Origin of the sequence: Pseudomonas sp. zfem003, assembly GCF_032621675.1 — a bacterium.
GTDB lineage: Bacteria > Pseudomonadota > Gammaproteobacteria > Pseudomonadales > Pseudomonadaceae > Metapseudomonas > Metapseudomonas otitidis.
Map to the genome: position 1 here is coordinate 132363 of NZ_JAVYJG010000006.1, position 13589 is coordinate 145951.

Annotated in this window: 10 protein-coding genes; 8 read left to right on the forward strand and 2 right to left on the reverse strand. The window is 70.9% G+C overall.

Features of this window, described 5'->3' with window-relative positions; all coding sequences use genetic code 11:
* Positions 1 to 25 precede the first annotated feature (25 nt).
* Both RTK35_RS14650 and dctM read left to right on the forward strand, forming a co-directional pair.
* Complete coding sequence (locus RTK35_RS14650) at positions 26 to 673, forward strand: TRAP transporter small permease (protein WP_044412200.1); 648 nt, start codon at positions 26 to 28, stop codon at positions 671 to 673.
* Entirely contained in the window at positions 670 to 1953 is a 1284-nt protein-coding gene (gene dctM / locus RTK35_RS14655; protein ID WP_044412203.1) for a C4-dicarboxylate TRAP transporter large permease protein DctM, read from the forward strand. Before RTK35_RS14650 ends, dctM begins: the two co-directional genes overlap by 4 nt.
* Before the next feature lie 37 nt (positions 1954 to 1990).
* On the opposite strand, the gene RTK35_RS14660 is transcribed toward dctM, so the two are convergent.
* Positions 1991 to 2452, reverse strand: coding sequence for a GNAT family N-acetyltransferase (locus RTK35_RS14660; protein ID WP_316908322.1), 462 nt, complete (start codon positions 2450 to 2452; stop codon positions 1991 to 1993).
* Between RTK35_RS14660 and RTK35_RS14665 the strand changes: the two genes are divergently transcribed.
* Both RTK35_RS14665 and RTK35_RS14670 read left to right on the forward strand, forming a co-directional pair.
* Positions 2451 to 2657 (forward strand): hypothetical protein, encoded by a 207-nt coding sequence (locus tag RTK35_RS14665; RefSeq protein ID WP_316908323.1) that lies wholly within the window; start codon positions 2451 to 2453, stop codon positions 2655 to 2657. The genes RTK35_RS14660 and RTK35_RS14665 overlap by 2 nt on opposite strands.
* 222 nt (positions 2658 to 2879) lie before the next feature.
* Positions 2880 to 4376 carry an aldehyde dehydrogenase family protein gene (locus tag RTK35_RS14670; protein ID WP_316908324.1) on the forward strand — a complete coding sequence of 499 codons (1497 nt, stop codon included), beginning with the start codon at positions 2880 to 2882 and terminating at the stop codon, positions 4374 to 4376.
* A gap of 34 nt (positions 4377 to 4410) precedes the next feature.
* Here RTK35_RS14670 and RTK35_RS14675 read toward each other — a convergent pair whose 3' ends face one another.
* Positions 4411 to 7383 (reverse strand): WG repeat-containing protein, encoded by a 2973-nt coding sequence (locus tag RTK35_RS14675; RefSeq protein WP_316908325.1) that lies wholly within the window; start codon positions 7381 to 7383, stop codon positions 4411 to 4413.
* 263 nt (positions 7384 to 7646) lie between these two features.
* Here RTK35_RS14675 and RTK35_RS14680 point away from each other — a divergent pair, with 263 nt between their 5' ends.
* The 4 genes from RTK35_RS14680 to RTK35_RS14695 all read left to right on the forward strand — a co-directional run bounded on the left by RTK35_RS14680 (position 7647) and on the right by RTK35_RS14695 (position 13461).
* Entirely contained in the window at positions 7647 to 9710 is a 2064-nt protein-coding gene (locus RTK35_RS14680; RefSeq protein ID WP_316908326.1) for a TerD family protein, read from the forward strand.
* A gap of 114 nt (positions 9711 to 9824) precedes the next feature.
* Positions 9825 to 10295, forward strand: coding sequence for a DUF2271 domain-containing protein (locus RTK35_RS14685; RefSeq protein WP_316908327.1), 471 nt, complete (start codon positions 9825 to 9827; stop codon positions 10293 to 10295).
* A gap of 15 nt (positions 10296 to 10310) precedes the next feature.
* On the forward strand, positions 10311 to 12497 hold the full coding sequence (locus tag RTK35_RS14690; RefSeq protein WP_316908328.1) for a PepSY domain-containing protein: 2187 nt from the start codon (positions 10311 to 10313) through the stop codon (positions 12495 to 12497).
* On the forward strand, positions 12481 to 13461 hold the full coding sequence (locus RTK35_RS14695) for an FAD:protein FMN transferase (RefSeq protein ID WP_316908329.1): 981 nt from the start codon (positions 12481 to 12483) through the stop codon (positions 13459 to 13461). The genes RTK35_RS14690 and RTK35_RS14695 overlap by 17 nt, the downstream gene beginning before the upstream one ends.
* The last annotated feature ends 128 nt before the right edge of the window (positions 13462 to 13589 follow it).

Sequence of the window (13589 nt, forward strand, 5' to 3'; positions counted from 1 at the left end):
CCTTCCTGCCATCGGGAGAATCTCCATGAACGCCCTCCGGCGCGTCTGGGACCACTTCGAGGAGGCCTTCATCGCCTTCCTCCTGGCGGCCATGACGCTGGTGACCTTCGTCTACGTCATCCTCAACAACCTCTACACCCTCTTCTACAACCTGGCGGACCGTTGGGAGTCGGCCAGTGAAACCCTGTTCGGCATCGGCGACTCCATCCTCGCCATGGCCCAGGCCATGACCTGGAGCAACTCGCTGACCAAGGCCCTGTTCGCCTGGCTGATCTTCTTCGGCCTCGCCTACGGCGTGCGCACCGCCGGCCACATCGGCGTGGACGCCGTGGTCAAGCTGTTCCCCCGTCCGGCCCAGCGCATCATCGGCATCCTCGCCTGCCTGTGCTGCCTGGCCTATGCCGGGCTGATGGGCACCGCCAGCTTCGAATGGGTGCAGACCCTGTTCACCGCCGGCATCGGCGCCGAAGACCTGGGCCACTACGGCATCCAGCAATGGCACATCGGCCTGATCCTGCCCCTGGGCTTCGCCCTGGTGTTCATCCGCTTTGCCGAAGTCCTCGTGCGCATCCTGCAGGGCCGCCAGACCGGCCTCGGCCTCGCGGATGAAGCCGCCGAAGCGGTCAAGCTCTCCGAGCACGACGACAGCCCGCACAAGGAAGACTCGAAATGACCGTCCTGTTCCTGTTCTTCCTGCTGTTCCTGCTCATGTTCATGGGCGTGCCCATCGGCGTGTCCCTGGGCCTGGCCGGCTCCGTGACCATCATGCTGTTCAGCCCGGATTCGGTGCGCTCGCTGGCCATCAAGCTGTTCGAGACCTCCGAGCACTACACCCTGCTGGCGATCCCGTTCTTCCTGCTGGCCGGCGCCTTCATGACCACCGGCGGCGTCGCACGTCGGCTGATCGACTTCGCCAACGCCTGCGTCGGCCACATCCGTGGCGGCCTGGCCATCGCCGCCGTCATGGCCTGCATGCTGTTCGCCGCGCTCTCCGGCTCCAGCCCCGCCACCGTCGCCGCCGTGGGCTCCATCGCCATCGCCGGCATGGTGCGCTCGGGCTACCCGCAGTCGTTCGGCGCCGGCATCGTCTGCAACGCCGGCACCCTGGGCATCCTCATCCCGCCGTCGATCGTCATGGTGGTCTACGCCGCCGCCACCGAGACCTCGGTGGGCAAGCTGTTCATGGCCGGCGTCGTGCCCGGCATCATGCTCGGCGTGGTGCTGATGATCGCCATCTACATCGTCGCGGTGAAGAAGAACCTACCCGCCCTGCCCCGCGCCACCTTCCGCGAATGGCTGACCGCTGCCCGTCGTGCCATCTGGGGCCTGCTGCTGATGGTGATCATCCTCGGCGGCATCTACTCGGGCATGTTCACCCCCACCGAAGCGGCCGCCGTGGCAGCGGTGTACTCGGCGTTCATCGCGCTGTTCGTCTACAAGGACATGACCTTCCGCGAAGTGCCGAAGGTGCTGCTGGAGTCGGGCAAGCTGTCGATCATGCTGATGTTCATCATCGCCAACGCCATGCTCTTCGCCCACGTGCTGACCACCGAGCAGCTGCCGCAGCAGATCACTGCCTGGGTGCTGGATGCCGGCCTGACGCCGGTGACCTTCCTGCTGGTGGTGAACATCGTGCTGCTGATCGCCGGGGCGTTCATGGAACCGTCGGCGATCATCCTGATCCTCGCGCCCATCCTGTTCCCCATCGCCATGAAGCTGGGCATCGACCCGATCCACCTCGGCATCATCATGGTGGTGAACCTGGAGATCGGCCTGGTGACACCACCAGTGGGGCTCAACCTGTTCGTCACCTCCGCGGTGACCGGCATGCCGCTGACCCAGACCATCCGCGCCGCCATGCCGTGGCTGCTGATCCTGCTCGGCTTCCTCGTGCTGGTGACCTACGTCCCCTGGATCTCCCTGGTCCTGCCCAACTGGATCGGCATGAACTGATCCCCGAGAAAGCCCGGCCCTGCCGGGCTTTCTGCGTTCAGGGCGCGCGATCTTCCAGCGCCAGCACCATCGGCTGGCACACCAGGCCACGCTGCTCGAACACCTCGCCCGTGCAGGTGAAACCGAAGCGCAGGTAAGCCTCCACCGAGGTCAGCGAGGCATTCACCGTCAGCCCCTCGGCCAGCACCGCCGGCACCACGGCCTGCACCAGCGCCCGGCCGATGCCCTGCCCCTGGCAGCCCGGGTCGACGAACAGCATCGACAGGTGCCGCTGCTCACGCAGCTCCACCACCCCGACCACCCGCCCCGCGTGCTCGGCCACCCACAACCGATTACCCCCGGCCTGCCGCGCCGCGAATGCCTCGGGCTGCGCCAGCGCCTCGAAAGTGGCCACCCCTTCCGCCCCCAGGGTCGGCGCCACCCGGCCACGGAACGCCGCCAGGCAAACCGCACTCGCGGCCGGCAGATCATCGGAACGGGCAACACGCACGAGGGTCATGATCATCATCCTTGGGGCTATCAGTCCGGCCCACCAACCTACGCGGCGCCTGACGACGCTTCAAGAAGGCGATGCAGAGCGCCCCGTAGGATGCGGTGAGCTCGGCGAACCGCATCACCGTGCCTACAAACCCGCAGGCGAAAAAAAGCCGCCGGTGACCAACACGGCGGCACAAAAACTGAAAAACGGAGCGCTGATGAAGTAAAGCCTGCCGCCCACGAGCGGCAGGCTCACTATCGCCCAGCCGCCGCAGACTGGCTTGACCCTGCGTGCCAGTGCTGTTGCCGCTGGGTGACGGGGCGCCGCCCCTGCACGCAGGGTCATGTGCGCCTGGCAGGCAGAGTCAAGCCGGGTCGCAGCGGGGTTCGTAAGCTGGGGAACGCCCTTTCCGGGCCTTCCCTGAACTGCCTCGAACCCGGAGCCGCCCGTGAGCCACGCACTGATTCCCACCCTGCCCGCCGTCGACGCCTTCGTCGCCCGCCACCACGCCTCGTTCATCGACGGCGCCCAGCAGCAACCCGCCCAGGGCACCCTGCGGCCGATCCACAACCCCGCCAGCGGCGAGGTGCTGGCACAGACCGTCCAGGCCGACCTGGACCAGGTGGATGCCGCCGTGCAATCCGCCCGCGCTGCCTTCCGCTCCGGCGCCTGGAGCCGCCTGGCCCCGGCCGAGCGCGAGCGGGTGCTGCTGCGCTTCGCCGACCTGGTGGAGGCCCACGGCGAGGAACTGGCCCAGCTGGAAACCCTCAACCAGGGCAAGTCCATCCACCTGGCCCGCGCGGTGGAAGTGGGCGCCTCGGTGAACTACATGCGCTACATGGCCGGCTGGGCCACCAAGATCGAAGGCCAGACCCTCGACGTGTCCATCCCCGTACCCGCCGGCGCGCGCTTCAACGCCTACACCCGCCGCGAGCCGGCCGGGGTGGTGGCCGGCATCGTGCCGTGGAACTTCCCGATGATGATCGCCCTGTGGAAGGTGGTGCCGGCGCTGGCCTGCGGCTGCACCATCATCATCAAGCCGGCGGACGAGACCCCGCTGACCGCCCTGCGCCTGGCCGAACTGGCGCTCCAGGCCGGGGTACCGGCCGGAGTGTTCAACGTGCTGGTGGGCGGGGCCGACGCCGGCGCCGCCCTGGTGGCCCACCCGCTGGTGAACAAGGTGTCCTTCACCGGCTCCACCGCCGTCGGCCGCAAGGTCGGCCACGCGGCGCTGGACAACCTGACCCGCTTCACCCTCGAACTGGGCGGCAAGAACCCCATGCTGGTGCTGCCCGATGCCGACATCGACCAGGCCGTGGCCGGCGCCATCGGCGGCGGCCTGCTCAACCAGGGGCAGGTGTGCGCGGCGGCCTCGCGCCTGTACGTGCATGCCAGCCGCTACGACGCCTTCGTCGAGGCGCTCTGTGCCGGTGTCGCCGGCATGAAGGTCGGCCCCGGCCTGGACCCGGAGGCGCAGATCAACGCACTGGTCTCGCGCCGCCACCAGCAGCACGTCCTGCATCACCTGGGCCAGGCCCGGGAACAGGGCGCGCGGATCTGCATCGGCGGCGGCCAGCCGGACCTGCCGGGCTTCTTCGTCGAGCCCACCGTGCTGGCCAACGTCAGCCAGTCCATGACCCCGGCCCGTGAGGAAATCTTCGGCCCGGTGCTGTCGGTGCTGCCCTGGACCGACCTGGACCAGGCCGTGGAGATGGTCAACGACAGCCCCTACGGCCTGGCCGCGAGCATCTGGAGCAACGACCTGGGCCGGGTGATGGACCTCATCCCGCGCATCGAGGCCGGCACCGTGTGGGTCAACAACCACGTCCCGGTGGACCCCAACCTGCCCTTCGGCGGCTACAAGCACTCCGGCATCGGCCGCGAGTTCGGCCGCGCCGCCATCGAAGGCTTCACCGAGCTGAAGTCGGTGTGCATCACCTACTGATGCCCATGGGCCGCCCTCCGGGGCGGCCCATGCCTCACCCCCGCAGCCAGAGGAGCCAGCCCAGCAGCCAGCGCCAGGCGGCCGGCGCCTCCGCCGGCAGCGCGCCACTGGCCTCGGCATGGTGCAGCGCCCAGGCACGGGCCTGGCGACCGTCCCGCAGCGGGCTCCCGCGTCGGCGATAGACCTCCACCGCCAGCAAGCCCATGGCAGGCAGATGGCCCGCCTCGGCGGCCTGCAACAGGTGGTATTCGGCGGCCGCCCAATCGAGGGGCTCGCTGAGCAGTTCCAGCTCACCACAGAACCCATGCAAGGCGGTGATCACCGCCGCATCACCGGCGTCGCCGGGGTGCTCCAGGTAATTCCAGGCGTGCTGCCGGGCCTCCAGCCACAGGCGCTCGGCGGCGGCTTGGTCGTCCTCGGCCGAGGCCTGCTCGGCCAGCAGCTCCACCAACGCCCGGGTAGCGGCGCCATGGCCGTCGGCGGCCGCGATGCGCCAGTGCTCGCGGGCGGCGTCCAGGTCCACCGCGGTGCCCTGCCCCTCACGGTGGCAGCGCCCCAGCAGGTAGCGCCCCTCGTGGTGCAGCGCCTGGGTCGCGCCGGTCACCGCCACCAGGTAATCGGCCGCCGCCAGGGCCCGCGCGCCATCCACCGGGCCTGCAGCCGGGTCCAGCCACAGGCGCGCCTCCAGGGCCGAGGCCTCGAAGCCTTCGTCCAGCTCAGGCTCCGACGCCCGCACCCGGGCCACCCAGTCACGGGCCGTCGACAGGGCGTCATCACCGCCCGCGCCTTGCAGCGCCAGGCGCGTCAGCTGTAACCAGGCGCCCGCGCTCGGCGTGCCCGTGCCGCCGTCCAGCGCACAGGCCCGGCGTGCCCAGGCGTAGGCCTCCGTGGGGGAAGCGGCCAGGCGCGACAGGGCCAACGCGGCCTGCAGGTCGCCGGCCTGGTAGCGCACCTGCCAGGCCGCCTGGGCACTCTGCCGGGGCTGGCCGGGGCAGACGAAACAGGGCTGTGCCTGCCCCGCCTCCCAGGCCTCGGCCGGTACGTCCTGCCCACGGCTCCAGGCCTTGAGCAGTTGTTCGCGGGTGTCCTCGTCCAGCCGTGGCAGCCAGAACGATTGCCCCGCCAGGGCGCTGAAGCAGCCCTCCAGCGCAGGTTCGCCCGTTTCCCGCCACAGGCGCAGGCCCAGGCTGAAACCCTCGGGGCCGTCGAGGCGTTCGAAGGTCAGCAGCAGCGGCTGGCCCGGCAACTCCAGCACCTCGACCCCGGCGTGCCAGCCGGCCAGCGCGGGCTCGCCACGGACCAGGCTCCAGAGCTGCTGGCGGTCCTGCTCATCGGTTCGCTTTAGCCAGCGCTGGTTGCCGTTGCCCAGGGTTTCCACCAGCCCCGGCGACGGCGGCACCCACTGCCGTTCGCATTCGTCGATCACCGCGCACCCCTGCTGGTCGCGTACACGGATCAACAGCCGCGGCGCGCCGGGCTCGCCACCGCCCTCGGCGATCCACACCGCCAGGCTGCCGTCCGGCTCCGGCGCACTGCGCCACGGGTCGGCCGGCAACGGCGCGGCCCCCTGGCCGAGCCCCAGCGGTTCGATCTCCGTGTAGCTCGGGGCCACGCGCCAGTCGCCCAGCGCCGGCAACAGGCCGTGCAGGCCGTTGCGGGTCACCCGGTAGATGCCCTCGGCCTGCAGGGGGTGCCGGTAGGGTTCGTAGCAGTCCACCTCGTCCCATTCGCAGGGCACCGCCTCGCGGCCATCGATGCCGACCCAGCCCTGGCGGCCGTCCCGCCCTACGCGCCAGCCGCGATGGTCGTGTTCCTTCCGCCACTCCACCTGGTCGTAGCGGCAGGCCAGGCGCTCCTGGCCCTGCTCGTCCAGCAGGCCCCAGCGGCCCTCCGCCATCACCCAGGCCAGGCCCGGGGCATCGAAGGCGAGCGTGCCACCGAAGGGCCGTGTGTCCTGGTAACGGGGCGGCACCCGCCACTGACCGTCGAGGTCGAGGAAGCCGTAGTGCGCACCCTCCCGGGCCCGCAGCAACTCGTCGGTCTCCCGGCGCAGCTCGTGGAAGCGCGGCGGCAGCCGCCACTGGCCGCTGGGAATGTGCATCAGCCCCAGCAGGCCGCCCTGGCTGGCCACCATGTGGTCGTCACAGGCGCTGTCCACCACCGCGTCGAATTGCGGGGCCAGCAGCAGCTCCACCGCCGGTTCGATCTGCAGCACACCCCACAGCGCGCCCTGGCATACCCAGACGCGGATGAAGCTGTGGCTGTCCGGCTGGATGGCGTCCCAGCGCGGGGCCTCGTGCCAGGTGCCATCCGCCTGGTTGACCAGGCCCCAGCGATCGCCCTGGGCGTGGGCCCGGTAGCTGTGCTCCCACCAGGGGTCATGTTCCACCGGCTCGCGGGGCGGCAGCGCCGGGAAGGGGTGCTCCAACGCGGCGAACCCATCCAGTTGCCCCAGGGCCTCGAACCAGGGGTGGCGCAGGGTGCCGAAGCCGAACCCACGGTGCCACTCGCCCAGTTCCTCGAAATCCATCACGCCGGTGAGGCGGTGCAGGTCCGCCGAGCCATCGGCCAGGGCCTGGAGCCGGTCATCGGCATTCCAGCGCCAGAAGCCGCTGCGCGAGGGAGCGTTGCGGTCGAACGGCCCGGAAACGGCATCCAGGTCGCCCTGCAGCCAGGCCGGGCCCTGGCCCTCGGCTGCCGTCCGCAACCACGCCTCCACCGCCGCCAGGCACAGGCCCAGGGCGGGCACGCGGTAGAACTGCGGGTGTGCCTGCAGCCACTCGCTCAGCCGCTGCCAGTTGGCCAGGGCCTGTTCCAGCGGTACTCGCAAGCCAATGACCGGCACCTGGTAGCCCGCCGTGGCCGGGGTGACGGCCGGCACCTCGCGGGCACCGCCCAGCAGCACCAGCCACAGCGCCGGGACCTCGCCACAGAAGGCCAGGCAGCGCGCCGGCGCATCGTCCTGCCCGAGGTGCAACCAGGCGCCCGAGGCCGCCTCCCATGCCATGCCCTGCTCCATGCCGTCACCCCTCCTGAGGGCCTGCGAAAAAACGCGCAATGATGGCGCGGCTCGGGCAGCGCCACCAGAGCGCCGCCCCTGGAAATGCGAAGGCGTCGAAGCTTCGCAACTTCGGCGGTTTTCCTGCCGGCCAGGGCCGCACTATCATCGCGCCGTGGCTATGGGCGTCCTTCCTTCTACCTTTGAAACTAGGGTGCCCGCTTTCCACACCGCCCACCGCCTGGTGGGCTTTTTCATTTCCAGGAGCTGATGTGAACGGACTCTTCCTGCGGCGCAGCCGTCGTTTCGTACTGGAGCCCGGGGCCGGCGGTGCCAGCCCGAGGGACGTGGTGATGGTGCAGCAGGAGGTGGAGAACCTCGGTTTCGTGCTCGACGAACCCCTGGTGGAGCGGCTGGCCACCCAGTCCTCGGCGCAACTGGCCGAGGTGCTGGTCGAACTGCGCACCACCCTGGCCGCGCTCACCGGTGCCCACCGGCAGTACCGGCCCCTGTTCCCCGAGTTCCCCCGCAGCGTGCGCCAGGTACCCGAGTACGCGCTGTACCAGCGCGCGGTGCAGCACTACCTGACCCTGCTTCGCGAACACCCGGCCACGCCGGACGCCCCCGTGCCGTTGCTGCACGGCCGCGCGCCCCGGCTGATCCGCCTGGGCAGCGTGGCCGAGCGCGAGGCGATCTTCACCCGCCTGGCCGCCTCCAGCAGCTCGCTGTCGGTGGAGGACCGGGACGACCTGCGCACCTTCGTCAGCGCCTATGGCGAGGGGGTGATGCGGCTGCTGCCGGCAAGCATCCCGTTCAAGGAAAACCTCGCGCTGATCGCCGCGCTGCTGCTGCGCCATGGGCCGTTCGATGGCGCCGAGGCCTTTGCCCGGGCCCAGCTGCGCACCGCCACCGATGTGCTGCGCCTGGCCGTGTGCCTGTGCGAGGGCGATGCCTCCCTGGCCCAGGCCTGCCGCTTCAAGGGCCTTGCACGGCGCGAGCGGCGCCTGCTGCTGGGGCTGCTGGAAGCCTGCCCGGCGCCGGTGGAAGACATGCTGCGCTGGAAGGAACGCTGGAAGCGCCTGGGCGAAGCCCTGCACCCCGGCCAGTGGCGCGAGCGCTTCCCCCAGGCCTGGGACGCCTTCCAGGTGCTGCGTGAAGACCGCCCCTTCGAAGGGTTCAACAGCCGCGTCGAACAGGCCCTGGCGGCCGGCCACAGCGCCGACGCCACCCGCCTGCTGCGCACCCGCCCCGGTGAGCTGGCCCGTCGGCTGGACCACCTGCTGCGCAGCGGCGACCAACCCGAGGACGTCCTCGCCACCTTCGCCCGTGTGGCCGAACAGGTGTCCACCGCTGTGCTGCTGCAGGCCCTGGCACATTTCCAGCACCGCGGCCAGGCCGCGCTGCGTACCTTCTTCCCCAAGGGCGACGCCGCCCGCGCCTGGTGCACGCCGGAGCAACGCCCGGCGCTGCCGGGTACGCTGCGCACCCAGGTCATCGCGCACCTGCGCGCGGCCCTGGTGGCGCGCTTCGCCACACGCCCTCCGCTGGGCCGCTGCTACCTGGATCCGGCGCTGGCGGACCTGAAGGTGCCGCTGGTACAGCGCTCGGCCGCCAAGGCACTGCGCACCCTGGTGCGCGGCAGCCGCCTGCCGCTGCCGGACACCCGCTTCATCCGCCTGTTCCTCTGGTGGACCAACGGCCGCGAGCGCACCGACATCGACCTCTCGGCAGCCTTCTTCGACGGCGGCTTCGGCTACCGCGACGTGGTGTCCTTCTACAACCTGCGCCACTACGGCGGGCACCACAGCGGCGACATCGTCGACGCCCCGAAAGGCGCAGCGGAATTCATCGACCTGGACCTGGAGCTGCTGCGCACACGCGGCATCCGCTTCGTGGTCACCTGCATCAACAGCTACACCCGGCAGCCCTATTGCGACCTGCCGGAGTGCTTCGCCGGCTGGATGGCCCGTGACCAGGTGAACTCCGGCGAGCCCTTCGAGGCACGCACCGTGGAAGACCGCCTGGACCTGGCCAGCGACCAGCAGACCTGCCTGCCCTTCATCCTCGACCTGGAGGCACGGCAGGTGATCTGGACCGACATCGGCCTGGGTGGCTACCCGCGCTGGAACAACGTGGCCAACAACCTCAGCGGCATCGCCCTGATGCTCCGGGCCATGAGCGACCTGGCCACGCCGGACCTCCACACCCTGTTCGAGCTGCACGTCGAGGCCCGTGGCAGCGAGGTGGACGACCCCGCCGAGGCCGACCTGCGCTTCGGGCCCGACGGCGATATCGACCCGCTGGACCTCGACCGCATTCGCGCCGACTTCCTCTGAGGCGCGCCCCACCCGGGGCGTGCACGGCCTTTCACACATTTTTCAGGCCGCTTAAGCCAGGTTTCAGACAAGGGGTTCAGGCTGTGTCCATCTCCCGCCACCCGGACCCTTGCCATGAACAGACTCCTCACCACCTCCGGCCTCGCCAGCGCCCTGCTGGTCTCGGGCATCGCCCAGGCCCGCGACGTCACCCTGCAGGCCGACCTCACCGACTACAGCGGTAACGACGCCTACCTCGCGGTCTACCTCACCAATGCCCAGGGCCAGTACCAGCAGACCCTCTGGGTCGCCGGGAAGAAGGCCAAGTACTACCGCCACCTCATCGACTGGGCACGCGGCAGCGGGCTCAAGGCCAGCGAGTTCGACGGGCTGACCGGCGCCAGCGTTGGCAGCGGCGGCACCCTCAAAATCAGCGCCGAGGTGGCGGACAACCTGATCGACGCCGGCTACCAGATCCGCATCGACAGCGCCGTGGAAGACCACCGTGACGTGCGCGCCGACGTGGTGGTGCCGCTGACCCGCGACGGCGCCGGAAAGCCGGTGAGCGGCAACGGCTACGTGCAATCCCTGCGCTACGACCTCTGACCGGAGGGCACCCCCATGCTGCGCAAGACCCACGCCCTGCCCGGCCTGTTCGCCGCCCTGCTGGTGATGCTGATGGCCCTCAGCGGCGCCCTGCTGGCCCTCTCCCCGTTGCTGGACCAGGCCAGCGTGCCCCGCGCCGAGGCCCCCGTGAGCGTCGCCCAGCTGGCCGGCCAGGTGAGCGAGCGCTTCCCCGACGTCGAACAGCTGCGCCAGCTGCCCTCCGGCACGCTGGTGGTGCATTACCGCCGCGACGGGCAAGCCCTGGCCGAACGGGTCGACCCGCAGACCGGCGCCAGCCTCGGTGCCTACGCTCCGTCGCCCTTCTGGCGCTGGGTGCGTGAACTGCACCGGGCCCTGCTGCTGGGCACGCCCGGCCACGCCGGCGCCGCCCTGGGCGCCCTGGCCATGCTGGTGCTGAGCCTCTCCGGCGCCTGGCTGCTGGCCCGACGCATGGGCGGCTGGCGACGCCTGTTCGCCCCGCTCAAGGGCAGCCTGATGCAGCGCTGGCACCTGCAGGTGGCACGCGCCTCCCTGCCGGTGCTGCTGCTCACCGCCTGCACCGGGCTGTACCTGGCGGCGGGCACCTTCGGCCTGGTGGACGACGGCAGCGGGGCGGAGCCGCCCTACCCCGAGTTGCAGGCCGATGCCCGCCCCGCTCCGGTGGCCGAGCTCAGCGCCCTGCAGACGCTGCCCCTGGCGCAGCTGCGCGAGCTGACCTTCCCCAGCCCCGACAACCCCGGCGAGCCCTACGGCCTGAGCACCCGCGACGGCGAAGGCTACGTCGACCCGGCCAGCGGCCAGTGGCTCGGCTTCCAGCCCTACAACACAGCCCACCAGGCTTATGAATGGGCCTGGCGCCTGCACACCGGCGAAGGGCTCGGCTGGCTGGCCGCCGTTCTCAGCCTGGCGGCCCTGGGCGTACCGCTGATGACCCTGAGTGGCGTGCAGATGTGGTGGCGCCGGCGCAGCGACCGGGTGCGGCTGGACGACAACCACGCGGCCGAAGACGCCGACTGCGTGGTGCTGGTGGGCAGCGAGCACCACAGCACCTGGGGCTTCGCCCGCACCCTGGCCGAGGCCCTGGCGAGCGCCGGGCACCGCGTCCACTGCGCGCCGATGAACGACCTCGCGCCCCACTACCCCCTGGCCCGCCAGCTGCTGGTGCTGACCGCCACCCACGGCGACGGCGCGGCGCCGGCATCCGCCTCGCGCTTCCTCGAACGCCTGGCCCGTGATGGGCTGCAGGCCGACCTGCCGGTGGCCGTGCTGGGCTTCGGCGACCGCCAGTTCCCGCGCTTCTGCGCCTACGCCGAGGCGGTGGATGCCGTGCTGCTGGCCCAAGGCGCCCGACCGCTGCTGCCGCTGGAGCGCATCGACCGCCAGTCACCGCAGGCCTTCCACCGCTGGGGCCTGGCCCTGGGCGAGGCCCTGGGGCACCCGCTGCAACTGGAGCACCAGCCCAGCGCCCCCGCCAGCCAACCGCTGGAACTGATGGAGCGCCGGGTCTACGGCGAACAGGTGAACGCGCCCACCCAGGTGCTGCGCTTCCGCGCACCTTCCGGCAGCGCCGCCCTGCCCGCCTTCGAGGCCGGCGACCTGGTGGGCATCGTCCCGCCCGGCAGCGCGATGCCGCGCTTCTACTCCCTGGCCAGTGGCGCCGAAGACGGCGTGCTGGAGATCTGCGTGCGCCGGCACGAAGACGGGCTGTGCTCCAGCCTGCTGCACAGGCTGCCCATCGGCGGGCAGGTGCAGGCCTTCATCCAGCCGAACCCGCAGTTCCGTCCCGCCAGCGGGCGTCACCCGGTGATCCTCATCGGTGCCGGCACCGGCATCGGCCCGCTCACCGGCTTCATCCGCAACAACCGCGAGCAGCACCCGATGCACCTGTACTGGGGCGGTCGCCACCCGGCGTCGGATTTCCTCTACGAGGACGAACTGCGCAGCTACCTGGCCGACCAGCGCCTGACTCGGCTGTGCGCGGCCTTCTCCCAACACGCCGAGCGCCAGCACGTGCAGGACCGCCTGCTGGGCGACGCACCGGTGCTGCGCCAACTGCTTGCCCAGGGCGCCCAGGTGCTGGTGTGCGGCGGCCGCGACATGGCCCAGGGCGTGATGCACGCGCTGGACCGCGTGCTGGCCCCGCTGGGCCTGGACGTGAACCACCTAAAGGCACAGGGGCGCTACCGTGAAGACGTCTACTGATACCCCGCCCTTGGTGCGCGCGACCCTCAGCGGGCCGACCATGGGCAGCCGCTTCACTGCGCTGTTCTACACCGAGCCGGGACGCGACCTGGAGCCCATCCGTCAGGCCCTGGCCGAGGCGGTGGAGCGCGTGGAGCAGCAGATGTCGCTGTGGCGGCCCGACTCCGAACTGAGCCGGCTCAACGCTGCCCCGCTGGACACCTGGCTGCCGCTGTCCCCGGCGCTGCTGCGGGTGGTGGACGCCGGCCTCAACGTCGGCCTGCTCTCCGCCGGGGCCTTCGACATCAGCCTCGGTGCACCCGTCCAGGCCTGGGGGTTCGGCCCGCCCGGCACGACCACGACAGGAGCCCCCGCGCACCCGCACCGGCGCGGCGCCCTGGAGCTGGACCGCGCCGGCAGCCGGCTGCGCAAGCATCACCCGCTGGCGCTGGACCTCAACGGCATCGCCAAGGGCCATGGGGTCGATCGCCTGGCGGAGACCCTGGACGGCTTCGGCATACCGGCCTACCTGGTGGGCATCGACGGCGAGATGCGCGCCCGTGGCCGCAAGCCCGACGGGCAGCCCTGGGCCGTGGCCCTGGAGCAACCGTTGCACGGCCGCCGCGAGGTGCGCGGGGTGGTGGAATTGCAGGACGCGGCCATCGCCACCTCCGGTGACTACCGCCACTGGGTCGAGCAGGACGGCGAGCGCCTCGCCCACACCTTCGACCCGGCCACGGGGGCGCCCCTGCGCAATCCGCTGGCCTCGGTCAGCGTGATCGCGGCCAGTTGCATGCTGGCCGATGCCTGGGCCACCGCGCTGATGGTCAGCGGCCCCGAGCACGGGCCGAAGCTGGCGCAGGCGCGGGGACTGGAGGCGATCTTCCTGATCCGGGAAGGGAGTGGGGTGCGGGAGGTGACGGTGTTCGAGGGGCGGATCGAGGCAGGTGATGCCGCACCTTCTGAGCCCGGCACCGCTTCGTAGTACCCATCGGATTGGCTCCCCTCTTCCCTATCTCCCCTGACAGCAGGGCGCCGGGCCTCACGGATCAGCGAGTGGCTGCAGCTCTCGATAGCCATGGGGAACAGGCGAAAAAAAGCCCCGCACACAGG